15 protein-coding genes are annotated in these 25,404 nt (G+C 65.4%); 5 read left to right on the top strand and 10 right to left on the bottom strand.

Features of this window, described 5'->3' with window-relative positions; translation table 11 throughout:
• Window positions 1–12: 12 nt before the first annotated feature.
• Window positions 13–1,098 (top strand): metallophosphoesterase, encoded by a 1,086-nt coding sequence (locus tag WH303_RS08720; protein ID WP_339517996.1) that lies wholly within the window; start codon window positions 13–15, stop codon window positions 1,096–1,098.
• 101 nt (window positions 1,099–1,199) lie between these two features.
• Here the strand turns inward: WH303_RS08720 and WH303_RS08715 are convergent, their stop codons facing one another.
• The 3 genes from WH303_RS08715 to WH303_RS08705 form a co-directional block, all read right to left on the bottom strand.
• A complete protein-coding gene (locus tag WH303_RS08715) occupies window positions 1,200–1,607 on the bottom strand; it encodes a GlcG/HbpS family heme-binding protein (RefSeq protein ID WP_116925544.1) in 408 nt (135 codons plus the stop codon).
• A 129-nt stretch (window positions 1,608–1,736) separates the two neighbouring features.
• Window positions 1,737–3,329, bottom strand: coding sequence for a 23S rRNA (uracil(1939)-C(5))-methyltransferase RlmD (gene rlmD / locus WH303_RS08710; protein ID WP_339517992.1), 1,593 nt, complete (start codon window positions 3,327–3,329; stop codon window positions 1,737–1,739).
• 73 nt (window positions 3,330–3,402) lie between these two features.
• Entirely contained in the window at window positions 3,403–3,825 is a 423-nt protein-coding gene (locus WH303_RS08705; protein ID WP_339517991.1) for a winged helix-turn-helix transcriptional regulator, read from the bottom strand.
• Window positions 3,826–3,944: 119 nt separating this feature from the next.
• Here WH303_RS08705 and WH303_RS08700 point away from each other — a divergent pair, with 119 nt between their 5' ends.
• Complete coding sequence (locus WH303_RS08700) at window positions 3,945–4,340, top strand: nuclear transport factor 2 family protein (protein WP_339517989.1); 396 nt, start codon at window positions 3,945–3,947, stop codon at window positions 4,338–4,340.
• Between the two features lie 85 nt (window positions 4,341–4,425).
• On the opposite strand, the gene WH303_RS08695 is transcribed toward WH303_RS08700, so the two are convergent.
• The 7 genes from WH303_RS08695 to ettA all read right to left on the bottom strand — a co-directional run bounded on the left by WH303_RS08695 (window position 4,426) and on the right by ettA (window position 20,052).
• On the bottom strand, window positions 4,426–4,755 hold the full coding sequence (locus tag WH303_RS08695) for a hypothetical protein (RefSeq protein WP_021026027.1): 330 nt from the start codon (window positions 4,753–4,755) through the stop codon (window positions 4,426–4,428).
• A gap of 471 nt (window positions 4,756–5,226) precedes the next feature.
• The gene (gene recD / locus WH303_RS08690) at window positions 5,227–7,461 is read right to left on the bottom strand and encodes an exodeoxyribonuclease V subunit alpha (protein WP_339517987.1); all 2,235 of its coding nucleotides are present in this window, start codon (window positions 7,459–7,461) and stop codon (window positions 5,227–5,229) included.
• A gap of 11 nt (window positions 7,462–7,472) precedes the next feature.
• Complete coding sequence (gene recB, locus WH303_RS08685; protein WP_339517985.1) at window positions 7,473–11,306, bottom strand: exodeoxyribonuclease V subunit beta; 3,834 nt, start codon at window positions 11,304–11,306, stop codon at window positions 7,473–7,475.
• Window positions 11,303–14,926 (bottom strand): exodeoxyribonuclease V subunit gamma, encoded by a 3,624-nt coding sequence (gene recC, locus WH303_RS08680; RefSeq protein ID WP_339517983.1) that lies wholly within the window; start codon window positions 14,924–14,926, stop codon window positions 11,303–11,305. Before recC ends, recB begins: the two co-directional genes overlap by 4 nt.
• A gap of 136 nt (window positions 14,927–15,062) precedes the next feature.
• Window positions 15,063–16,085: a tripartite tricarboxylate transporter substrate binding protein gene (locus tag WH303_RS08675; RefSeq protein ID WP_021025452.1), complete on the bottom strand. Its 1,023-nt coding sequence runs from the start codon at window positions 16,083–16,085 to the stop codon at window positions 15,063–15,065.
• Between the two features lie 208 nt (window positions 16,086–16,293).
• On the bottom strand, window positions 16,294–18,327 hold the full coding sequence (locus WH303_RS08670; protein WP_339517981.1) for a DUF1631 family protein: 2,034 nt from the start codon (window positions 18,325–18,327) through the stop codon (window positions 16,294–16,296).
• A 63-nt stretch (window positions 18,328–18,390) separates the two neighbouring features.
• A complete protein-coding gene (ettA, locus tag WH303_RS08665) occupies window positions 18,391–20,052 on the bottom strand; it encodes an energy-dependent translational throttle protein EttA (RefSeq protein ID WP_027010548.1) in 1,662 nt (553 codons plus the stop codon).
• Window positions 20,053–20,306: 254 nt separating this feature from the next.
• On the opposite strand from ettA, the gene WH303_RS08660 reads away from it, so the two are divergent.
• From WH303_RS08660 to WH303_RS08650, 3 genes are all read left to right on the top strand, one after another.
• Window positions 20,307–22,085: a DEAD/DEAH box helicase gene (locus WH303_RS08660; protein ID WP_339517979.1), complete on the top strand. Its 1,779-nt coding sequence runs from the start codon at window positions 20,307–20,309 to the stop codon at window positions 22,083–22,085.
• Window positions 22,086–22,209: 124 nt separating this feature from the next.
• A complete protein-coding gene (locus WH303_RS08655; protein WP_339517977.1) occupies window positions 22,210–23,322 on the top strand; it encodes an endonuclease/exonuclease/phosphatase family protein in 1,113 nt (370 codons plus the stop codon).
• A 214-nt stretch (window positions 23,323–23,536) separates the two neighbouring features.
• The gene (locus WH303_RS08650; RefSeq protein ID WP_339517975.1) at window positions 23,537–25,351 is read left to right on the top strand and encodes a M14 family metallopeptidase; all 1,815 of its coding nucleotides are present in this window, start codon (window positions 23,537–23,539) and stop codon (window positions 25,349–25,351) included.
• Window positions 25,352–25,404 lie beyond the last annotated feature (53 nt).

The raw sequence follows: 25,404 nt of genomic DNA, 5'->3' as shown, positions 1-25,404 counted from the left end.
AACACTGTGACGATGAGCCTGGTACAAGCGTTGCCCGCCGGCCCGTTGGATGTGATCGGCGATGTGCACGGCGAGCGCCAGGCACTGGAGTCGCTGGTTCGGCATCTGGGCTATGACGACCATGGCGGCCACCCGGCAGGCCGTACGCTGGTGTTTGTCGGCGATTTCTGCGACCGGGGCCCGGACAGCCCCGGCGTGCTGGCCCTGGTGCGCCGCTGGGTAGAAAACGGCCATGCCTGCGCGGTGCTCGGCAACCATGAAATCAACCTGCTGCGCGAAGATGCCAAGGACGGCTCGGGCTGGTACTTTGACGAGCGCATCGAGGCCGACAACCGCAAATACGCGCCCTATGTGCGCGCGGACCAGGCCTTTGACGACGAAATGCTGCCCTTTTTGCGCCAGCTGCCGCTCGCGCTGGAGCGGCCCGACCTGCGCATCGTTCATGCCGCCTGGATCGACGACAAGATCAACCAGGCCCGCGCGCTGCGGCCCGGCCATGTCGCCCAGGACTATGACCGCCTGGAGCAAGAAGCCTACCTGCACGCCAAGACCCTGGGCATTCCGGCCCGGCTGAAGGCCGAAAACCAGGCCTGGCCCTACCACCTGGAAGATGGCGCCCATTGCCCGCCGTTCATGCCCGCGCATGCGGACAGCGAGCTGAACAAATCCCAGTACAACCCCTTGAAGGTGCTCAGCTGCGGTGTGGAGCGCCGCGGCAGCGAGCCCTTCTATGCCGGCGGCAAATGGCGCTTTGTCGAGCGTGTGGCCTGGTGGGATGCGTATACCGACAACACGCCCGTCATCGTCGGCCACTACTGGCGCCGCATCCATGAGCTTGACCGCTCGGTGCTGGGCAAGGGCGACCAGGATTTGTTCGCCGATATCAACCCGCATGCCTGGCACGGCCTGCGCGGCAATGTGTTTTGTGTGGACTTCTCCGTGGGCGCGCGCTGGACGGCCCGGCTCGCCGGCCAGCCGCCCGAGCAGGACTTCAAGCTCGCGGCGCTGCGCTGGCCCGAACGGGTGCTGATGCTCGACGATGGCAGCGCGGCGCCCACCACGCACTTTCTGCAGGCGCCCGCACCGGCGCTGGTTTGACGCCCCAGCTACACATTCAGACGCGAAAAAGCGGCCAATGGCCGCTTCGTCGTTGATGGGCCGGAGCCCTCTGCACCTTGGCAAGGCGCAAGGGCTATGCCTTACAGCCCCAGGGCCGCAATACCCGCCTTGGCGATCTGTGCATCTTCCGGTGCCTTGACACCGCTGACGCCCACGGCGCCCAGGCATTCGCCGTCCTTGATGATCGGCACGCCGCCTTCGAGCATGCCGTCGATCAGCGGAGCGCTCAGGAAAGCGGTGCGGCCACCATTGATCATGTCCTCAAAACCCTTGCTCTCGCGGCGGCCCAGCGCCGAGGTGCGGGCCTTGGCCACGCAGATGTGGGCCGACACGGGGGCTGCGCCGTCGCGGCGGATCATGCCCAGCAGGTTGCCGCCGTCGTCCACCACCGCAATGCTGACGATCCATTGGTTCTTGACCGCTTCGGCCTCGGCCGCATTCAACACCGCCTTGACGTCGGCCAACTCCAGCACTGCTTTGGTTTTCATGGTGACTCCTTGGAAAAAAATCGGGAAACCCGGTTGTTCAGCCTGCCAGCTTAACGGCATTCCAGCACGCTAATCAATCACATGCATCACAGCATTTGTGCCTAAAACGGGGGTAATCCCCCGGCGGCATCAGGCTGCTGCGTTTTCTGCTGCAGCGCTCGGCTCGGCAGCGTCGGCCGTGTCCACGGCGGCCGTCTCCACGGTGGCCGTCTCCACGTCGGCCGCATCATCCCCCTCGGTCTTGACCGAAGGCGCATGGCCATCCCATTCAAACACGGCCATGCTCTCGACGTGGGCGGTATGCGGAAACATGTTGACCACGCCAGCAGCCACACAGCGGTAGCCGGCCTGGTGCACCAGCAGTCCGGCATCGCGCGCCAGCGTCGCGGGGTTGCAGCTCACATAGACGATGCGCTTGGGCGGTGTCCAGTCCTTGGCGCTGTCAGGCAGCGGCGCCGTATCAGGCACCTGGTGGCGCGCCTTGTGGATGTCGGCCAGCGCCTTGGACAGCGCAAACGCGCCTTCACGCGGTGGATCGACCAGCCACTTGTCGGCTTGGCCATCGGCGATCAGCATCTCGGGCGTCATCTCGAACAGATTGCGGGCCACAAAGCGCGTGGGCGCGAGCGCGCTGCCTGCGGGGCGGGTCGCATTGTTGGCGGCATAGTTCTCGTGCGAGCGCTGCACCAGGGTCTCCGAGCCCTCGATGCCCAGCACCTCGCCAGCCATCGTGCCAATCGGCAAGGTGAAGTTGCCCAGGCCGCAGAACCAGTCGATCACACGCTCGGTCTTCTTCGCATCCAGCAGGCGCAGCGAGCGCGTCACCAGCACCTGGTTGATGTGCGGGTTGACCTGGGTGAAGTCGGTGGGCTTGAACGGCATCGTGATGCCGAAATCGGGCAGCGCATAGGACAGCTGCTCGCCCACGCCATCCATCAGGTGCACGGTGTCCGGCCCCTTGGGCTGCAGCCACCATTGCACCTTGTGGGCTGCGGCGAAATCGCGCAAGCGCTGCAGATCGGCGTCGCTCAAAGGCTCCAGGTGGCGCAGCACCAAGGCGGTGACCTGGTCGCCGCAGGCCACCTCGATCTGCGGGCAAGTCTCGCGGGCATCGAGGCTGCCGATCAGCGCGCGCATCGGCATCAGCAAGGCATCGACATGGGGCGGCAAGATCTTGCAGGTTTCCATGTCGGCGATGTAGCGGCTCTTGCGCTCATGGAAGCCCACCAGCACCTTGCCCTTCTTGGCGACATAGCGCACCGACAGGCGCGAGCGGAAGCGGTAACCCCAGCTGGGGCCCTCGATGGGGCGCATCACCGTCTCGGCCACCACCTTGCCCAGGTGCCAGAGGTTGTCTTCGAGCACGCGCTGCTTGGTGGCAATTTGCGCGCCCACATGCAGATGCTGCATCTTGCAGCCGCCGCAGGCGCCGGCATGCAGGCCAAAGTTGGGGCAGCCGGGCCGCACGCGCTGCGACGATTCGCGGTGGATCTGCAACAGATCGGCCTGCTCCCAGTTGTTTTTCTTGCGCCGGGTCTTGGCACTCACCCATTCTGTCGGCAGCGCGCCATCGACAAAGACGACCTTGCCATCGGCACGGCGCGCCACGCCCTGGGCGTCCATGTCCATGGACACGATCTTCAAAGCATCTGCGGGGAACTGCGCCGCTTCGGCGGCATCGGGGGATTCGGGAATATTCTGTGGGGTCTGCGCTTGGCTCATCCCGGTATTTTCGCAGGCTGGGCAATGGCCTGCGGCCAACCTCTGGCAATTTGACGTGCGGGAGCGCAAAAAATCACGGTGGAGCCCATATCAGCTTTGCCAATGCCGGGCCTTGCTGTGCTGCCGCCTCGTCATACAGGTCCCGGTGGCGCATCACCTCATCCATGTGCCGCTCGGCCCACAGGCGCAGCGCATCCAGCGTGGCAGCCAGCGACTGGCCCAGCGGGGTCAGGCTGTATTCCACTTTGGGCGGCGAACAGGCAAAGACTTCGCGCCGGACAATGCCATCACGCTCCAACGCCCGCAGCGTTTGCGTCAGCATCTTTTGAGACAGGCCCTCAATGCCCTTGCGCAACTGCCCAAACCGCCACGGCCCTGAGCGCAGCAGGCCCAGCACCAGCACCGTCCATTTGTCGGCTACGCAGTCCAGCACCTGCCTGGTGGGGCAGGTGGCGAGATAGGGGTTCCAGGCGGGGCGGCAGCGGTCGATGGTCACTTTTTGGTTCCTATGTCACTTTTCAGTGTCTTATTGCAACTATTTATCGCTACCTTTAAGCTCATCATTTTTCATGCATCTGCCCAATGCAGCATGCGTTTATTCAACGAGGAATGACTATGAACACAGCACAGAACATGGATGTCGTACGCCGCTACTTTGAGGCAGTCGCACGAGGCGATCTCGGCGGCGTTGGCGCCGCTTTCAGTGACGATATTGAATGGCACCAGCCCGGCAAGGGCGCCCTCTCCGGGTTGCACCGAGGCAAGGCTGCGGTCTTCGCGTTGCTGGGCCAGTTCATGCAGCGCAGCCAAGGGAGCTTTCGCATCGACAAGGTCGGCCCGCTGATGGCCCAGGGCGATCTGGTCAGCACCTCCTTGCACTTCTGCGCTGAAAAGCCAGGTGCAGCCATCGCCATGTCGGGCATTGATGTGCTGTGGGTTGAGAACGGACTCATCAGGGAGGTCTGGCTGTTCTCCGAGGACCAGGACGCAGAAGACGCCTTCTGGGGCTAACAGCGCTATGCAGGCCAGCATGGTACATGCCTGCTTGAAAATACCGAAGGGCAGCCACGCTGCCCTTCGGTATTTGGTGATGCGCTTACTGCGCCGTGATCATGCTGCCCAGGCTCAACTGGTCGGTGACCATGTTGGCGCTGCTCGATGTGAGCTTCTTGCCGCCTGGCAGTGCATGCACCTCGGTAACGCACACGGCATTGTTGGGCGTGAAGACAACACGACTGCCGCTGGGCAGCTCGCTTGCCGTCTGGTGCAGCGGCTTGGACATGTCCACTGGGGGCTCAGCACTGCGATACACCACCTCGTTCTTGCTGTCATAGACCGTGTAGCAGGCAGCCTGCGCCCAGGCCGAGGCCGTGAGCGCCAGCATCGCAAGCGCTGTGGATTTGAAGCTGTAACTGGAACCGGACATGGTTGGAACTCCCGCAATATTTTTTATCGATACTGCGAAGTTACCAAATTTTCCTAAACGTTGCATCCCCATTTCCAGGGGAAAGGTCAAGAAAAATCAACCAAAAACAAAAACTTACACAACTGAAGCAAGTCAGCAGGATTTATCAATATCAGTATTGATAATTATTCTCATTCAATGTTATTATTCGCCCATCGCCGCTGTCAGGGGCCTTGCGCATGTACACATGCCCAGCGCCCTCGCAACTGTGATTGTTTCATCGTGGGGCGACTCTTGGGGCCCGTTCAGCTCCAGGGTCGTTTTGGCCAGCCAACGATCTTTTCGCACAGCCACGCATTTTTTCGATGAAACCCGCGCAGCCGATGGGCACTCCCCACTGCAACCGCTGCGACGATCCTTGCTCAAAACGGCCCTGCCCTGCTGCACCGGCCTGCGACCTCGACAACACCCCCCAAGCTCTGGCACCAACGGCTACAACTCGCCTTGTCGCAATCCGCTCGAGCGCCTGACCTGGCGCTCCGTCGCCTCTTCCAGCACCGCGAAATTGCTGCTGCCGCCGGCCACAACCGTGAGCCAGCGCTTGGCCCGGGTCAGGCCGGTGTAGACCAGCTCGCGGGTCATGATCGGTGACAGGCTGGGCGGCGATACAACGGCCGCATGGCTGAACTCCGAGCCCTGCGATTTGTGGATGGTCATCGCATACACCGTCTCGACTGCCTGAAGGCGGCTGGGCAGCACCCAGCGCAGGCCCTCGCTGGTGGCAAACACCACGCGCAGCGCGCCCTGCGCTACCGCGGCGCCACTGGCCCCGCCAGCGTCAAGCGCCTGGCCCGCCGGCATCTGCACCGTGATGCCGATATCGCCATTCATCAGCTTGAGGCTGTAGTCATTGCGGGTCACCAGCACCGGGCGGCCCGCATACCAGCCGCTGCTTTGCGCAATCAGCTCGCGGTGGGCCAGCAGCTGGGCAATGCGCTCATTGAGCCCTTCGACGCCCCAGGGGCCGCTGCGCAGCGCGCACAGCACCTGGAACTCGCCATGCGCTTTCAACAGGCGCAGCGCCCATTGGTTCAAGGCCTCGGGGCTGGGGTTGGCCGGCATCTCGCGCAGCACCTGCAGGTAGTGGCCATAGCCCACCGGCCCCGCGTCGCGCTTGGCGGCACTGTCGACAAAGCGTTTGCCACCGCCATCCAGCACCAGCTGGGCCAGCGACGAATGCGTCAGATCCGGCACCGCATAGGCGGCCAGATCAGGGTAGCCCGCCTTCAGCAGCGGCTTGATCGCCTTGCGCCGCCCGGCATTGACAACACTGGCCAGCTGGCCGATACCGCTGTCGGCATGGAAGCGGTGGCTGACCCGCAGCATGGCCACCGCTTGGTCCAGCGGCTTGCCCGCCATATCCTGCAGCTCAGCGGGCACCTGCTGGCCGGTGACCTGCTGCAGCCACTGCGCCGTTTCGTGCCAATACAGGCCCCGCTCGGACTGGGCGCAGAGCTCCCCCAGCACCGCGCCGGCTTCCACCGATGCGAGCTGGTCCTTGTCGCCCAGCAGCACCAGCCTGGCCTGCGCAGGCAAGGCCGACAGCAAGGCCGCCATCATCTCCAGATCGACCATCGAGGCCTCATCGACCACCAGCACATCGAGCGCCAGCGGGTGCTGGGCATCATGGCGAAAATGCCGGCTGTCGGGCCGGCTGCCCAGCAGCCGGTGCAGGGTTTGGGCGTCGGACGGGATCAGCGGTTTCAAGCTACGCGCCTCGCCACTGCCCGGCGCCGGCGGCACCGCTGGCAGCTGCGCATCCGCCAGGCGCTGCAAGGCCTGCACGATCGATTCGGACAGGCGTGCCGCCGCCTTGCCGGTGGGCGCAGCCAGGCAGATGCGCAGCGGCCGGCCGTTCTGCTGCAGCGCCATGCTCTGCAGCAGCGCCAGCAGCTTGACCACGGTGGTGGTCTTGCCGGTGCCGGGGCCGCCGGTGATGATGGAAAAGGCGCTGGAGGCCGCCAAGGCGCAGGCCATTTTCTGCCAGTCGGGCGAATCGGTAGCCTGGTCACCCGCCGGTGCAAACAGCTGGTCCAGCGCCTGGCGCAGCATTGCATCTTGCGCGGCGCTGCGGCCCTGGCGCAGATGCTGGCTGGCAGTGATGCGCTGGCCAATCGCCTGCGCCACATCCTGCTCGTACTGCCAATAGCGGCGCAGATAGAGGCGATCGCCTTGCAGCACCAGCGGCGTGCCGCCCTGGCTGGGCTTGCCGGGCGCGGCCACCAGCGCGCTCGCCTGCAAGGCCGATTGCCACTGCAGCAGGTTGACCTGGGCCAGCAGCTCGCTGGGCAGCGGCAAGGGCGTGGGCTCGGTGGCGCCACTGCCCTGCGCCACGGTATCGGGCGGCAGCGACAGCGCAAAACGGCTGTTGTCCAGGGTGGCCTGCAGATCCAGACAGACATGGCCCCGGCCCAGTTGGTGGCTGGCCAGTGCGGCGGCCAGCAGCACCAGCGGTGATGCGGCGGGATCGAGTTCGTGCAGAAAAAGCACCAGCGCCTGGTCCAGGCTGCGCAGCCAGCCATGGGCGGTCCAGCGCTCTACCGTGTGCAGCAGGCTGGCGGTGGCGCCGTCGGGCATGGCCAGCGTGCGGGCAGCCGATCGCTGGGTGGGCAGGCCATCTTGAGCCTGGCCGTTCTCTGGCAGGCCGTCCTGGGGTTCTGTCGTCATTGCATTCATCATCATTGCGCAAACAGCGCATCGAGCGCATCCATCAGTGCACGCGGGGGCTTGTCATGGTAGAGGCCCTGGTGGTCCGCACCGACGCCCCGCAAAAACCAATACCGCACACCGCCCACATCGCGCTCGTAGTCATAACCGGGAAGACGCTGCTGCAGCAGGCGGTGCAGCGCATAGGTGTACAGAACATACTGCAGGTCATAGCGGTGCTGCAGCACGGCAGCGGCCATGGCTTCTGCCGTGTAGGCGGCACTGTCCGCGCCCAGCCAGTTGGATTTGTAGTCCATCACATAGTAGCGGCCGCCCTGCTCGAACACCAGGTCCATATAGCCCTTGAGCATGCCATGCAGCTGGTTGGCCAGCAGCGCGGGCCGGGGCTGGCCGGGCAGCACATGCTGCTGCACCAGCGCATCGAGCTGGCCGGTCGAGGCCCGGTGGATCGACAGCCAGAACTCCATCTCGACCTGGTAGTCGCCCAGCGACTGCAGTGCCGCAACTGCCTCGGTTGGGGTGTCGCTAAGCGCGCCCTGCAAGATCAGTGGCGTCTGCAGCCATTGCCGTACAAAGCCTTGCAGCGGCTCGGCCCAATCGGCCCAGCCGCGCACCTGGCAGCGGTAGGCGATGATGCCATCCAATGCCGCAGGCCTGCTGAGCACCGTGGCAAAACCCTCTTGCGCGCACCATTCCAGCAGCCCGTGCAGAAAGTTGCCGGCGTCAGGCCCCTTGGGAAAGGCATGCAGGCTACCGGGCTCCGGCTGGCCCGGTGCGGCAGCATCGGGTGCGGGCTCTTGCGGCTCCAGGTACTGGTCCTGCTGCGCGGTTTCGGGCTCAGCGGCTGTCAGCGCGTCTTCGATCCAGAGGCTCGGCGCGGGCACGGCATAGCCCAGCCGCTCGGTCAGCGCCGAGAAGCTGGCGATCCACCAGTGCTCATCGGCCTGCCGGCGCGGGTGCCGCGCCGCAAAGGCGGCGGGCGGGCGTTCGGGCTGGTAGCGCTGCGGGCTGACTTCGGGCACCGGCTGCACGGCCATTTGCGGACAGCTGCTGGCAAAGTCCTGCAGGTAGGCATGCAGTTCTAGGTCAGGCAATTTTTGCCCGCCGGCCAGCAGGTAGCCGACGGCGCTTTTCTCCAGGCTGCCCGCGCGGCTCATGCCCTTGGCCAGTGGCGCCACGCCCAGCCACAGCGCGTACTGGGCGCGCGTCAGCGCCACATAGAGCAGGCGCATGTCTTCGCTCAGGCGCTCGTCGTTATGGGCGCTGACGGCGTCCTGGTGCTTGTTGTTCAGCTCCACCACCAACTCGCCCGATGCGGCATCGTGGTACTGCGCATAGCCCCGGCTCTTGCCGTCAAAATCGCGCCAGCTGCTGATGAAGGGCAGCAGCACCAGCGGGTACTCCAGCCCCTTGGACTTGTGGATGGTGACCACCTTGATCAGATCGGCATCGCTTTCTAGACGCAGAATTTCTTCCTCGCCCTCGGGGCTGTCCATCTGCTCGGCCAGGCGGCGGATCAGCGCCTGCGCGCCCTCCACCTCGGTCGATGCGCGCTGCAGCCATTCGGCCAGGTGCAGCACATTGGTCAGGCGCCGCTCGCCGCCCGGCTGGGCCAGCCAGCGCGCGGGCAGGTCAAAATCGAGCAGCCACTGGCGCAGCATCGGCAGCACGCCCTTTTTCTGCCACAGCTGCTGCAACACGCGGCTGCGCAGCGCCAGCTGCTCCCAATGCTGCTCATCGTGGTTGAGCCGCTCCAGGTCCTGCCAGGACCAATCCATCGACGCGGTGGCCAGCGCCACGCGCAGCAGTCCGTCATGGCCGGGCGCATTGACGGCGCGCAGCCAGCGCAGCATGTCGGCCGCCTCGGCAGTCTGGAACACCGAATCGCGGTCCGACAGGTAGACGCTGGCCAGACCCCGCTCCTTGAGCGCATTGCGCACCAGCTCGGCCTCGGCCCGGCCCCGCACCAGGATGGCGATATCGGCCGGGCGCAGCGGCCGGGCCAAGGCATCCGCCGCTGGGCCAAAACCGGCTTGGCCCACCCGGGCGGCATTGAGCCAGGCCGTGATCTGGCTGGCCGCCGACTGCGCCATGCGCTGGCGGTAGGCCGACTCGGCCACGCCGGTACGCGCGCTCTTGCCGGATGCCGCAGCATCGCCCTGCTCGTCGGCGCCATCGGCCTGCGTCGGCGTGCCGGCATCCAGGGTCCACAAGGTCATCGCCGGCGTGGCCTGGCCCTGCAAAAAGAGTGCGTCGCGGCGCCCGTTGGCATCAACGGCCACAAAGGGCACAGGATTGTGCTGCGCATCCTGGCGAAAGCGGAAGGCCGCGCTGGGATGGCTCTCGGCATGCACAAAGCAGTGGTTGATGGCCTGCACCACCGCCTGGGTGGAGCGGTAGTTGGTGCCCAGCGAGTAATGGCGCCCCTCGGTGGCAGCACGGGCCCGCAGATAGGTGTAGATATCTGCACCGCGAAACGCGTAAATGGCCTGCTTGGGGTCGCCAATCATGAACAGGCCCTGCGCCGGGTCGTTGCATTCAATGCGGTAGATGCGCTCAAAAATGCGGTACTGCAGCGGGTCCGTATCCTGGAACTCGTCGATCATCGCCACCGGAAACTGGCTGCGGATGCGCTGCGCCAGTGCCTCACCGCCGGGCGCATGCAAGGCGCTATCGAGGCGCTGCAGCAGGTCGTCAAAGCCCAGCTCGGCGCGGCGCTGCTTTTCTGCCTCCAGTGCGCGCTGCACATGGGCAATCGCATGGCGCAGCAGCAGCGGTTGGAGTGGCGTGGCCAACTCTGCGTCTTGCGCTACGGCCTCCAGCCAGGCATCGATGGCGGCAAAGGCCGCATGCGCGGGCACGGTCACGCCCTTTTTGGCCTTGATACCCGATTGGCCAAAGGCCCGAATCTTGGCGGGCGCCGGCTCGCCATCGCTCCAGGCCGCCATGGCGGCGAGCCAGGCCTCGAACACGCCCGGTTCGTCCTTCTTCGGATAGGTGACGCCGTTGAGACCCGGCACGAGCGCAATCAGCAGCTGCTCCAGCTCGGCCCGGTGCTGCTGCCACAGCAGGCGTGCGCTGTTCTCCAGCGCGGTGTGGCGTGCGGCTGCCTCGCTGGCCTGGGCCAGCAATGCGGCCAGATCGACCTGGTCGGCAGGCGCCAGCGCCGCGCCGTCGTAGCGCCAGTCGGCATCCTGGCGACTGAGCATGGGCTGGATGGCCTCTTGCAAGGCCTGCGGCGTGGCAACAACCTGCAGCAGGCTGCGCAGCGAGGTGGCGGGCAGGTCATAAAACTGGCGGCGCCAGTAGTCCTGCACCACCTGGGTCAGCAGCTCGCTCTGGTCGGTGATGAGGCTTTGCTGGAACAGGCTGCCGCTGTCAAACGCATGCTCGCGCAGCATGCGGTAGCACCAGCTGTGGATGGTGGACACCGCCGCCTCGTCCATCCAGTTCGCGGCCTCGTGCAGCAAACGGGCGCAGGCGGGCCAGCGGCTGGCGGGGTAGTCGGCGCGCAGCGCCAGCAGCAAGGGGTCTGCTGCCGCTTCGCTACCGGTCTCTTCCGGCTTCTGCGCAAACAGCTGGGCGGCTTCGGACAGGCGCTGGCGAATGCGGTCGCGCAGCTCTTGCGTCGCCGCATCGGTAAAGGTCACCACCAGGATATCGGGGGGCGCCAGCGGCCGGCCAAAGGCCTGCTCGCCGCCATGCTGCAGCACCAACCGCAGGTAGAGCGCGGCGATCGTATAGGTCTTGCCGGTGCCGGCGCTGGCCTCGATCAAGCGGCTGCCCCAGAGCGGAAAGCGCAGCGGCTCGAGTGGCAAGGTGGTATCGCTTGGCATCGCGCTCATCGCGGCCCCTCCCCATCACCCGCATCGCCCGCATCACCCTCCGCAAAGCGCGCCAGCGCCTGCGGATGCTGGCCATTGACCAATTGCACATGGTTCAGCATGTCGCCATAGAGTTGCTGGGCGACATCCAGCAGACCGGCGGCCAGCAGCGCATCAAAATCCGGAAACACCCGGGCCAGTTCGGCCGAGCGCTGCAGCTCACCGGTGCCCCGGTAGCTGTCGTCATAGAGCGCCGTGAGCTGGCCGGCCGATGCCGTCGGCGCCAGGCTGGCGATGGAGGTGCGCACAGCGGCCGGCAGGGGCGCGCGCATGCCTTGCTGCCACAGCACCAGCAACTGGCGCCAGGCCGCTTGCGCAGCGCCAGCGGCCAGCGCGGGAAACACCGCAATGCCCGATTCGGTACAAACCACCGTCGTCAGCGCCTGGCCCGCGTTGTGCCAGGCCAGGTGCTCGACCCAGGCACGCACCAAGCGGTCATAGCGCAGCTGCTCGCCGGCATGCAAGCGGCCGGCAGACAGGCTGATCTTGGCGGCATGCTGCTGGCCGGCATCGGCCCAGCGCAGACCGCGCAGCCAGTCGGCCACGGCCGGCCCCTCTGCGCCATCGCTGTAGCGCAGCTCCAGCGATGCGCTGCTCGCCTGCGGCCAGTAGCGCAGCGCCGCCGCATAAACCTGCAAGGCACGCTGGGCGGCATCGCAAGCGGGCTCCAATGCGCAATCGGCAAAGGCGCGCAGCGGCAAGCGCCCCTCCAGCCGCAGCCGCTGGGCAGCGGCATCGAGCTGCGCGCGCAGGCGGGGCGCATCGCCCGCCGCTTCGGGGTTGTCACGCACCCAGGGCTCCAAGGCGCTCAGCAAGCTGGCCTGCAAGGCCCAGGCCTGCAGGCCATCGGGCGCAAACATCTCTTCGTCCTGGCCGGTCAGGTCCTCGTCCTCAAAATACACACGCAGGCGCTGGCGGAAGAAGGCAGTCACCGGTTTTTGCGCAAAGTCCTGCAGTTGGCGCAGGTTCAGCGCGGCCTCCAGCCCCATCTCGGGCAAGGCCTCCAGCGCGTCTTCGCCCGACTCGGTCTGCAAGCCATCGCCATGCACGCCATGCCATTCCTGCGCATAGGTGTAGAGGCCATCGCTGCCGGCCTGTGAGGGCGGCTGCGCGAAGTAACGTGGGCTGAAGGGCTGCAGCGGGTGCTCCTGCGTGAGCGCGCGCAGCAGCGCTTCGCCAGCGGCAGGGCCTGTCAGGCCAGCAGGGGCACCAGCCAGTTGCCAGCCCTGGGCCAGATGGTCGCGCAGCTGGCCGATCAGCACCGAAGGCGGCCTGGCTGTGCTGTCGCGGATGCTGCGCCCCACCCAGCTGATGTAGAGCTGCTCGCGCGCCGACAGCACGGCCTCCAGCAGCAGGTAGCGGTCATCATCGCGGCGCGAGCGGTCGCCGGGCCGGTACTGCTGGCGCATCAGGTCAAAATCCAGCACCGATACCGGGCGCGGATAGGCGCCGTCATTCATGCCCAACAGGCAGACCATGCGAAACGGAATCGCGCGCATGGGCATCAGGCTGCAAAAGCTCACCGATCCCGCCATAAAGCGCTGGTTCAGGCTGCTGGCATCCATGCCGGCCAGCCAGGCCTCACGCGCGACCGACAGCGGCAGGGCCTCATCAAACGCTGCCGCCTCGCACTGGCCCAGCCAGCGCTCCAGGCCCTGGATCAGCTGCATCTGCAGCAGCTTTTCATGCTCTTGCTGGGGGTCAAACAGCAAGGCCAGCACCGCGCGGGCGCGCGCCACCCAGGTGCTGGGCGGCAGGTCCTGTGCCAACAAATCGCAGGCTTGCTCCAACGCGCGCAGCAAGGCTGCCAGGCCGCCCAGCGCAGCGGCATCGAGGCCACCAATTTCGTCATAGGGCTGGATATCTCCGAGCGCCTCGCCACGGCCTACCGCAAAGCCCAGCATCATGCGGCGCAGGCCAAAGCGCCAGCTGTTGGTCTCTCCCGCCTGCGCCAGGCCAATGCGGGCGCGCTGGGCCGCATCCAGGCCCCAGCGCACACCGGCGCCCTCGATCCAGCGTTGCAGCAGCGCCAAGTCGTCCGGGTCAATGCCAAAGCGCTGGCGCAGGGCATCGACGGCCAGCAGATCGAGCACTTCGCTCACCGCAAAGCGGCTCTCGGGCATCGCCAGCACATGCTCGAGCGCCACCAGCATGGGCTCGCGCCCGCGCTGGCTCTGGTCGGCCAGCGAATAGGGGATGTAACGCGCATCGCTGCGGGCGATGCGGCCAAACACCGCATCGATATGCGGTGCATAGATCTGGATATCGGGCACCATGACGATGATGTCGCGCGGCCGCAGGCTGGCATCGGCCCCCAGGCGGGCGAGCAGCTGGTCGTGCAGCACCTCCACCTCACGCTGCGGGCTGTGCGCGGTCTGAAAGCGGATGGAGCCGTCCTGCGCCGGGTCCACCGCCGGCCACAGCGCGCGGCTTTCGGCCAGCGGCCGCAGGTCCAGGATGTCGTCCTGCAACTGGGCCAGCATGTGGCTGGGCTCGGCCTCGCCAAACAGGTCAATGCGCCCGCCATTGACGGGGCCCAGCAGCGAGGCGTACTGGTCCGGCTGGTCAAACTCGTCAATCAGGTGGATGTAGTCGCGCCCCTGCTTGCCCCAGGCGGCCAGCAGCGGGTGGGCATGCTGGTGCAGGTCGTCGTCATCGATGAGCCCCTGCATGCTGCCCTTGCGCTGTTGGCGCCGGTACTGGTGGCGCAGCAAATCCTTGTCGGCCACGATGTCCGACCAGTGGTGGCGGCAGGGGTTGTGCACGCACAGCAGCACCTGGCAGCTGCGCGAGATGGCGGCCAGCGCCTGCAAGGTCTGCGCCGGCATCGACGAGATGCCAAACACCACCACGCGGCGCGGCAGGCCGGGGTTGCGCGCCTGAGGGACAGACAGCGTTGGCAGCGTTTGCGGCGACTGCAGGTACTGCACAAAGCGCTGGTGCACAGCGGCGCGGCTGGTCTCCATGCCGGCGGCGCCCACATCGTCCAGCAGCGCGCGCCATAGCTGCGCCTGCCAGCGCTGCTCTTCATCGAGCGGCTGGATGTCGCCGCGCGCGCTGCGCAGCTGGTCCCGGCCCTCAGCCCAGTCGCGCAGCCAGTCGGCGCGGTAGACCTGGTACTGGTCAAACAGATCGGCAATGCGCTCGGCCAGTTGGTAGCGCCGGCGCTGGTCATGGTCCTCGGCCAAAAAGCGTTGCAGCGCGGCAAACGCGGGCTGGGCCAGCAGATCGGGCAAGAGGCGCATCAGCCGCCAGGTGAGCGGCTGCTTGTCCAAAGGCGATATCTCGGGCACCTCGTGCTTGCCCAGCACCGCCCGGTAGGCCTGCCACAGAAACTGCGCAGGCAGCTGCACATCGACAGCAGCCGTGATGCCGCAGCCGCCCTCTGCCACCGGCTGGGCCATCGACAGCTTGAGCCACTGCGCGATGCCATTGCTTTGCACCAGAATCGTCTCGCTCTCCAGGGGCCGGAGCGGGTAGCGCTGCATCCAGGCCACGACCAGGTCCCGCAAAGCCTCCGGATGGTTGCTGTGTATCACCATCAGGCCGGGGGTCATCGCATGGACGGGGGAGGATTGCATCAGAGGGAGAAAAACGGTGGAGATGTGCCAGCTTGGGACTGTAACGCAGGCCACCGCCTGCTGGCGTCACCCAGCGCGGCGCGGGCAAGAAAAAAGGCAGCCGAAGCTGCCTGTGCGAAGTGGTGCGGGGACCGCCTCAGTCCACCGTCGCGCCCGAGGACTTGACTACCGGCGCCCAGGCCGCCACTTCGGACTTGATAAAGGCGCCAAACTGCTCGGGCGTGTTCTTCTCGGCCACAGCGCCCAGCTTTTCATAGGCTTCCTTGACCTGGGGCTTGTCAAAGGCGCGGTTCATCGCGGCATTGAGCTTTGCCACCACTTCAGGCGGCGTGCCGGCCGGGGCGATCAGTCCAAACCAGGACGAGACATCAAAAGGCTTGATGCCGCTTTCTTCCATCGTTGGCAGATCGGGCGCGGTGGGCGAGCGCTTGGTGGTGGTCACGGCCAGTGCCTTGAGCTTGCCGGCCTTCACATGGGGCCAGGCCGACGGCATGTTGTCGAACATGAACTGCACCTGGCCTGCCATCAGGTCGGTGAGTGCCGGCGAGCTGCCCTTGTAGGGAATGTGCTGGGTCTTGAGGCCCGTGCGCAGCTTGAACAGCTCCCCTGCCATGTGGATCGAGGTGCCGCTGCCCGAAGACGCGTAGGAGACCTTGTCGGGGTTGGCCTTGGCAAAGGCGATCAGCTCTTGCACATTGTTGGCGGGCACGCTGGGGTTGACCACCAGCACATTGGGCACCTTGGCGCCCAGGGCCACCGGCGCAAAGTCCTTTTCCAGGTCAAAGCGCACCTTGGGGTAGAGGGTCTGGTTGATCGCGCTGGTCACCGCGACAAACAGCAGGGTGTAGCCGTCGTTCTCGGCGCGGGCCACCTGCTCGGTAGCGATGTTGCTACCGGCGCCGGGCTTGTTGTCCACGACAAACGACTGGCCCAGCTCGGCCGTCAGCTCCTTGGCCATGATGCGCGCGACCACATCGGTGGTGCCGCCAGCAGAAAAACCCACCACGACACGCACGGCGCGCTCGGGGTACTTCTTGGGATCGGCGGCCTGCGAGGCCAGGGGCAGCAGGGCTGCGGCGCCCAGCAAGGTGGCGGCCAGAACGTTGCGGCGCGAGGGCAGGCATGCGGCCGCAATGCGGCTGCGCGAGAATGGGCTCATGGTGTCTCCTTGGCACCTGGACGCTGAGCACATCCAGGCGATTGGCTTATTGGCTTATGGTGGCTGCAGCCTGGTGTGGTTGCATGCCCCTGGGGCTTGGTGCCCCGAAAGCGAAGATTGTGCCACGGCCAAAAGGCCTGAAACCCAGATACCCTTTAGGCGATGAGCGGTTGGCGATTGGGCAGTTGCGAGCTCTGCCCGCGAGCACTCAAACCGGCCGTACCGCCCGCTCCTGGGCCAGCTTCTCGAGCATGCGGCGCGTGATCGATTGGCTCGCGCCGCCGCTGGCCACAAACAGGAACATCGTCGAGCGCGCATTGGTCCAACTCAGCTGCTTGGGCACCCAGCCACCGCCTTGGCCCAGGAACTCCAGCCAGACCCCGGCCTCCAGGCGCTTGCCGCCAATCCACAGCCCCACGCTGTCGGGCTTGGGGGCATCGAGCATGGAGCCCGTCACGATGATGGCGGGCTCATCCTCGCCCATGGCGTCCACCGCCTCGGGCAGCTGCGCCCAGGCCGATGGGGTTGGCGCAGGTGACAAGGCACTGGCCGCCGCCGCAGCGGGCAATGGCGCGGCCACGGCCGGCACCGCATGGCGACCCTCTTCCTGCACCATTTGCAGCTCCACCAGCGCGCTGGGCGCCATCTGGGCCACGGCCGTGAGCACCGGCGCAATGCGCTCGGGCATCCAGCCAATGCTGGTCAGGCCGGCCTTCAGGCGCGTGAGCAGCGAGGGGATCAGCATGTCCGCATCGCTGTGCATGCTGGCACTGGCATTGGCCCCTGCCAGCGCCAACACGTCGTCCACCGCCTCTTGGTAGGCGCGGTAATGCGATGAGTCCTGGCCTGAGCGCTCGGCCGCCTGCAGCAGCACCTTGGGCCAGGCGCCCGTCAAAGCCGCCAGCAGCGCCGGGTCCACATCAAAGCTGTGCAAGCTGGTGGCCAGGCGCAGCATCACTTCGGCCTCGATCTGCTCCAGGTTGGCAGACGCGCCAGGGCCTGGCGTGGCGGCGCTGGCTGCCAGCGGCGCTGGGGCTGGCTGCAGCGCAGGCTCGGGCTGATAGCCGGGCTTGGGTGCGGGCTGCGCCAGCACCTCGCGCTCTGCCTGCATCTGGGCCAGTTGCGCCCAGTCGGATTCAGGGCTGATGCTGATCAGGCCCGACGCGCCCCACTGGCTCTCCAGCAGCATGCTGCTGGAGTAGCCCGAATCATCGACATCCTGCAGCGCCGACGACAGCCGGGGCTTGAGCCGCACGCCAAAGCGGCTGAGCGCCTGGGCAAAATCTGCCGCACTGGGCTGGGCCAGGGCCGACAGCGTCTCGACCGTCTCGGTCACCAGCTGCGGGAACTGCGGATCGGACAGCGCACGGCCCTCTTCCTTGAGCACGGTGGCCTTGTCGACAATGGTCTGCACCAGCATGCGGGCGGGGTGGTCGGCATCAGTCCAGAACGAGCTGTCCTGCGCAGCCATGCGCTCCATCACCGGAATCAGTGTTTTGTAGGCCCGGACGGCGCCCACGGGGCAATGCGCGGGGATGTCGAACAAGGTCTTGGTCCGCTGCACAAAGCTGCGGGTGTTGTCTTTGGCGACGCGGCGCTTGAGCTCGGCCTTGGCCAGCAGCTCGGCATAGCTGTTCATCGCCAAGGTCATGATGCGCTGGTAGCTGGTCTGCAGATGGTCGGCCATGACGCCCACCATGTCGGGCAGAAACAGCGCGGTTGCATCGGCAGAAATCTCCACGTCGCTCAAGGTGGCCTGCAGGCTGTCGAGGTAGACGGTGTGGTGCAAGGGGTTGCCATTGCGCCAGTAGCGAGTGATCTTGCGCAAGGGCCGGTAGACGCGCTCCAAACCCGTCAGGCTCTGCTCGGTCTGCTGCAGCAGGTTGATCTGCATGCGGCCCCATTCGATCTGGGCCCGCAGCGCGTTGCGGTCTTCCTGCAAGCCATCGGCCTGGCCCTGGCCGCTCATCTGCGCGTGGTAGTCCTCGCGCTTGCCCTCCGCAATCGCAAACACGGCCTGGCGCAGGCGCAGTGCGTAGGCGAGCGGCAGCTGCGCCTTCTTGCTGGCCAACTGGGATTGCGCGTACAGCAACAATTGTTGATCTTGTGCGTTGCTGTAAGACGACAACTGCGCAGCCAGAGACGCCAAAGCTGCATTGCCCATGGCGGCCATCAAAGGCTCGGCCTCATGCAATGCCTGCTCCAGACAGGTGTCAAATACCGATACGGCCCGTTGCTCCACGCTTCACCTCTCCCAGTTGAAACGCCCGGCGCTTGGCGAAAGCGACGGGCGTACGGTGTGGGTTTACTTCAGGGCTTTGTAGCGCATCCGCTTGGGCGCTGCCCCTTCTTCTCCCAACCGCTTCTTCTTATCTGCCTCGTATTCCTGATAGTTTCCATCAAAAAATACCCATTGGCTATCCCCTTCCGCCGCCAGGATATGGGTCGCAATGCGATCCAGGAACCAGCGGTCGTGGGAAATGACCAATACTGTACCCGCATATTCCAGCAAGGCGTCTTCCAGTGCACGCAGGGTTTCCACGTCCAGGTCGTTCGAGGGCTCGTCCAGCAGCAGCACATTGCCGCCCTGGATCAGGGTCTTGGCCAGGTGCAGGCGGCCGCGCTCACCACCGGAGAGGTTGCCCACCTTCTTTTGCTGGTCCTGGCCGTTGAAGTTGAAGCGACCCGCATAGGCACGCGAGGCCATCTGGAACTTGCCCACGTTGATGATGTCCAGACCGCCGGAGATATCCTCCCACACGGTCTTTTCATTGGCCAGCGCATCACGGTGCTGGTCCACAAAGGCCATCTTCACGGTCTGGCCGATCTCGACCTCACCCGAATCAGGCTGCTCCTTGCCGGCGATCAGCTTGAACAGCGTGGACTTGCCCGCGCCGTTGGGGCCTATGATGCCGACGATGGCGCCCGCCGGAATGTTCATGCTCAGGTTGTCGATCAGCAGACGGTCGCCGAAGGCCTTGGAGACATTCTTGAACTCGATCACGCGGCTGCCCAGACGCTCGGCCACAGGAATGAAGATTTCCTGGGTTTCATTGCGTTGCTGGTATTCGTAATCGCTCAGCTCTTCAAAGCGGGCAATACGGGCCTTGGACTTGGCCTGGCGGCCCTTGGCGTTCTGGCGTACCCATTCGAGCTCCTTCTTCAGGGCCTTGGCGCGGGCTTCCTCGCCCTTTTGTTCCTGCTCCAGACGGTTGCCCTTTTGCAGCAGCCAGTCGGAGTAGTTGCCCTTGTACGGAATGCCGTGGCCACGGTCCAGTTCCAGAATCCATTCGGCCGCGTTGTCCAGGAAGTAGCGATCGTGGGTGATGGCCACCACGGTGCCGGTAAATCGGTGCAGGAACTGTTCGAGCCAGTCCACCGATTCGGCGTCCAAGTGGTTGGTCGGCTCGTCGAGCAGCAGCATGTCGGGCTTGGACAACAGCAGCTTGCACAGCGCCACGCGGCGCTTTTCACCACCAGACAGCTGGCCGACGATGGCATCCCAGGCGGGCAGGCGCAGCGCGTCGGCCGCGATTTCGAGCTGGTGCTCGGAGTCGGTGCCAGCAGCGGCGATCACGGCTTCCAGCTGGCCTTGCTCGGCAGCGAGCGCATCGAAGTCGGCGTCTTCTTCGGCATAAGCGGCATAGACCTCTTCGAGGCGTGCCTTGGCATTGTTGACTTCGGCCATCGCCTCTTCAACCGCCTGGCGCACGGTGTGCTCGGGGTTGAGCTGGGGCTCTTGCGGCAGGTAGCCAATCGACAGTCCCGCCATCGGGATGGCTTCGCCTTCGAACTCCTTGTCGACGCCCGCCATGATCTTGAGCAAGCTGGACTTTCCCGAACCGTTCAGACCCAGCACACCGATCTTGGCGCCCGGGAAAAAGCTCAGAGAAATACCCTTCAGAATCTGTCGCTTCGGAGGAACCGTCTTGGTGACGTTGTTCATCGAAAAAACGTATTGAGCCATGTGTTCTTTTGGTAAATCAGTAAAAAAATATGCGATTTTTGATCGCGGCCACCCTGGGATTATCGGTGCATGCGACAATACCCGCAGTCAAAGGCTCCAGTTGCCTAGGACTTCAGCGCTAATGCTGGGGACGATGGACACAGTTCCGGGCTCCCTCTTTGAACCCATCTGCCTACCTGACTGGCTGCAATTATTCCAAAAAATTGCTTAGACGAGGCCGATACCCAGCGTCCAGGTTGGACGCATCTGATCCAATGAACTTTGAAGAACTGAATCTGGCACCTGCCATTGTGCAGGCTGTGCGCGAACAAGGCTACGACACGCCTACCCCTATCCAAGCCCAGGCTATCCCGCTCGTGCTACAAGGCTGCGATTTGCTGGCCGGCGCACAGACGGGCACTGGCAAGACGGCCGCTTTCACGCTGCCCATGCTCCAGCGCCTGACCCAATCCGAAGGCAGCCGCAACAAATGGGGCAACAAGGCCATCCGCGCACTGATTCTGGCCCCCACCCGCGAGCTGGCGGCCCAGGTTGAAGAAAACGTGCGCCTCTACGCGACGCATCTGGACATCAAGTCCACCGTCATCTTTGGTGGCGTGGGCATGAACCCGCAGATCGACCGCATCAAAAAGGGCGTCGATGTGCTGGTGGCCACTCCTGGCCGTCTGCTCGACCTGCAGCAGCAAGGCTTTCTGGACCTGTCCACGGTCGAGATCCTGGTGCTCGACGAAGCCGACCGCATGCTCGACATGGGCTTCATCCACGACGTCAAGAAGGTGCTGGCCCTGGTGCCCAAGGACAAACAAAGCCTGCTGTTCTCGGCCACCTTCAGCGATGAAATCCGCGAGCTGGCCAATGGCCTCTTGAAGAACCCGCAGTCCATCCAGGTGACGCCGCGCAACACCACGGTGCAGCGCATCAAGCAGGTGATCCACCCCGTGGGCCGCGGCAAGAAAAAGCAGGTGCTGCTGCACATCGTGCAGGAGAACAACTGGAGCCAGGTGCTGGTCTTCACCCGCACCAAGTTCGGCGCCAACAATGTGGCCGAATACCTCAGCAAGAATGGCGTCTCTGCCATGGCCTTGCACGGCAACAAGAGCCAAAGCGCCCGCACCCAGGCCCTCGAAGGCTTCAAGTCCGGCGACCTGCGCGCGCTGGTGGCCACCGATATTGCCGCGCGCGGTATCGACATCGACGAGCTGCCCAACGTGGTCAACTACGAGATCCCCAATGTCTCGGAAGACTATGTGCACCGCATTGGCCGCACCGGCCGCGCCGGCCGCGAAGGCAATGCCGTGAGCCTGGTGTGCATGGATGAAGAAGGCTTCATGATGGACATCGAGCGCTTTACCAAGCAGGACATTCCTGTGCAGGTGCTCGAAGGCTTTGGCCCCGAAGAAGGCGAGAAGGCCGAGCCCATCGCCATGGGCCGCCAGACCATCTGGGGCGGCGCAGGCAAGGCCCCTGGCCGTGATGTGATGCAGGCAGCAGCCAAGGCTGCGCGCCAGGAAATGATGGAACGCGTGCGCACCAACAAGGTAGCACGCGGCCCCGGTGGCGGTAACGCAGGTGGTGGCCAGCGCGGCGGCAGCGCCAAGCGCAGCCCCGGCCCACGCGCTGAGCGCGCCGAAGGCGGTGCAGAGTTTGGCGGCGAAGGCATGGACCAGGCACGCCGTGAGCAGCGCCCACCACGCCGCGACGGCCGCCAAGGCCCACGCCACCCATCGACTGAGGCACGCGGCCCACAGCGCCAATCGCAAGGCCCACGCCCAGCAGGCGCCGGTGCAGGTCGCGGCCCGCGCCAGGACAACGAACGCCAGCCACGCGCTGATGCCCACCTGGGCACGCAGTTTGGCGGCACGGTCGACGGCCGTGATCACCGCCGCAGCGGCGCGGCCCAGCCCGATCCGATGCGCACCAGCGTGGACAGCATGGCCGAGCGCGGCCGCCGCGGCGGCTTTGGCGGTGGCAACCGCAATGGCGGCGGTGGTGGTGGCGGCCGAGGTGGCCGCAACCACTCCTTCTCGCGATAAATCGCGTCAACAGCGTTCTGGGCCGTCGCATTTCTGTCGCCATCGCTGATGGCAGTTGATTTGGACGCCCAATTCCGCTAGGGTTAGGCCGCATTCGAAAGCGAGTTTCATGCGGCCTTTTTCTATGCCCTCTTCCGCTGCCAACCCTGCAGCGCCCGCCCTGGCTCCCGACACCTTGACGGCCGCCACCTGCAATGTGCTCAATCTTGCGCTGCCCGAGCGGGAGTTCTACGCCAACCAGGCGCCCTACACAAGAGCGCAGTACGAGCGCAAAGTGCAGTGGTTGGGCGGCCGCTTTCAGACGCTGAACGCCGATATTTTGGCCGTGCAGGAGGTGTGGGACGAAGCGGCCTTCAGCGAGGCGCTGGCCGCCAGCGGCCTGCACTACCACTATGCGGCCGTGCCCGGTGCAGAAAACAGCGAGGGCCGGTCTGGCGCCAGCGGCACCCCGCGCGTGGGGCTGGCTACGCGGCTGAAGGTACTGGCCATGCGCTCGTTCACCGATTTTCCCGCCGGGCTGGGCCAGCCCATTCCGGGCCTGGGCGTCCATACCCGCTTTGAGCGCCCGCCGCTCGTGGCCACCTTGCAGATGAAGCGCGGCCAGATCCTCACGGTGCTGACCTGCCACCTCAAATCCAAGCGCCCCAAGTTCCTGCTCGATGCCAATGGCAATCCGCTCGAAGACCGCGACAATCCCAAGATCGCCGCGCTGGCCTCCCTGCGCTCGCTGGTCATGCGCGGCGTGGAGGCCACGGCGCTGCGCTGCCTGGTAATCGACCTGCTGCGGCACACGCGCATGCCCTTGGTGGTGCTGGGCGACTTCAATGACACGCCCGACAGCGTCACCACGCAGATGATCTCTGCCAGCTCCGAAGTGGCCTATGACCGCAAGGCCCGCGATCGTGCGCTGTTCAATGCCTTTGATCTGCTGGGCGATGCCGCGCTGAAAAAAGATGTGGCCTATTCCCACATCCACCAAGGGGCGCCCGCAGTGCTCGACCAGATTCTGGTCAGCGAGGAATTCGACCCACGCAGCCGCCATGCCGTGGGCGATGTGCGCCGCGTGGATTACTTCAACGACCACCTGCATGAAGGGCGCGACCGCAGCCGCTCGGACCACGGTTTTGTGCGCGCGCTGCTGCGCATGCGGGCATCGACACCCGGCGCAAGTGCCGGGGATTTATCGCCCGACCTGGATTCGGCTGGTACATTCGAGCGGTCGAACGACGGCGCCTAGCTCGCTGCAACGCGCAGCTGAACCCTTGGGGGCCTCCGAGGAACCCGCCCGCCAGGCGGCACCGCAGCGGCTGATAATGCCGCCGACACAGTGTGTTTCAAGATACGCACGGAAACTTATTGTTTCGCACCCATCCTACGTGAAAGCCCCACGCGGCTTTGCATAATGGCAACGTATTTTTCAGGAGGGGCGTGATTCGTCACGCACAACAACGATGATGAAACCCGACGCAGTATCCCCATCCACCCAGCGCGCGATACCAGGCTGGACCAGCCTGACTGTCATCGCCGCAGCGCTCGCGCTGTCGGCCTGCTCGAGCACGCCGCTGCCAGCCTGGAACAGCACGCCCATCGCGGGCGGCCAGCCAGCGCCCGGGACGGTGACCACCAAACCGGCCAGCGGCCCCAGCCCCGTGCAGATCCCGGGCATCGGCAGCGCCGGCGTGGTCTCCACCCCGGTCGAGACGGTTCCGCTGCAAGGCAGCCCTCTGGGCGGATGGAAGGAGAGCGACGAAGTCGCTGCCCGATTTCCCGATCCCGAGCGCAGCTACGCCACGCCAGGACTGAGCGCAGGCCGCACCACCTACACCAGCAATGCCGAGCTGGGCCAGTGGCTGCGCCAACTGGCCACGCCAGGCCAGTCCGGCACCAAGGCCGAGCTGGTCACGGCCGGCACCTCGCAGGATGGCCAGCCCATTTTGGCGCTGCTGCTGACCCGCGCTGCCAGCACCAGCTTGCATGACCTGGACCAAAGCCAGCGCCCTACCGTGCTGCTGGTTGGCCAGCAGCACGGTGATGAGCCCGCCGGCAGCGAAGCGCTGCTGGCCCTGGCCCAGGACCTCAAGCAAGGCCCACTGGCATCGGTGCTCGACAAGATCAATGTGCTGCTGGTGCCCCGCGCCAACCCCGATGGAGCGGCGGCTGGCCGGCGCAGCACCGCCAACGGCCTGGACATGAACCGCGACCATCTGCTGCTGCAGACGCCCGAAGCCCAGGCGCTGGCCAAGCTCAGCCGCATCTACCGCCCCATTGCGGTATTTGATGCCCATGAGTTCACCGTGGCTGGCCGCTATCTGGAGAAGTTCAAGGGCGTGCAGCGCTATGACGCGTTGCTGCAAACGCCGACCACCGCCAATGTGCATGAGTTCATCGCCAAGGCGTCGACCGAATGGTATTTGCTGCCCATGCAAAAGGCGCTGACCGAGCAAGGACAGAGCACCAACTGGTACTACACCACCACCCGCGACCCGCAGGACCTGTCGCTGTCCATGGGCGGTGTGCGCCCCGATACGGGCCGCAATGTGAACGCGCTCAAGAACGCCGCGACGATGCTGGTCGAGACGCGAGGTGTCGGCATTGGCCGCGCGCATATCCAGCGCCGCGTACACAGCCAGTATGTGGCGCTCGCCTCTGCACTGCAGACCACCGCCCAGCGCACCAAGGAGCTCGAGCAGGTGCGCAACTACGCGAACCGCGACATCGCCTCCCAGGCCTGCCGGGGCGAGTTCACGCTGGAGGCGCAACAAACCACGGAAAAGCGCCGCGTGGTCTTCCTCGACCCGCAAACGGGTGAGGAGATGCAGCAGGAAGTGGACTGGCACTCCTCCGTCAAGCTCAACCCCGGCCCCAAGCGCGCACGCCCTTGCGGCTACTGGCTGGCGGGCAATGCCACCGACGCTGTCGACAAACTGCGCGCGCTGGGCCTGCAGGTGCTGCGCGTGGCCGAGCCCGGCAACCTGCTGGCCGACACCTACCAGGAGCAAGAACGCAGCAGCAGCGCCAAGAGCGATGTATTGGGCCCAGGGCAGCAAAGCGTGGAGCGCGTCAAGGTCGGCCTGGAGCGCGTCGCCATCGATGTGCCCGAAGGCAGCTACTACGTGCCGCTGAACCAGTCGCTGGCCAATGTGGCGATTGCGGCGCTGGAGCCCGACACGCAAAGCAGCTTTTTCGCCAACCACATCATCTCCAGCCTCAACGATGTGGCCCGGTCGATGAACAACCCCTCGCTGGTCTACGAAGAGACCGAATAAGCGCTACTCGACCCTGGGCGCTATACATTGACCGGTGCATGGCTGCCTCCAGA

This window comes from Comamonas sp. MYb69 (assembly GCF_037479315.1).
Classification (GTDB): domain Bacteria; phylum Pseudomonadota; class Gammaproteobacteria; order Burkholderiales; family Burkholderiaceae_C; genus Comamonas.
This window is presented reverse-complemented; position numbering and strand designations above follow the sequence as displayed.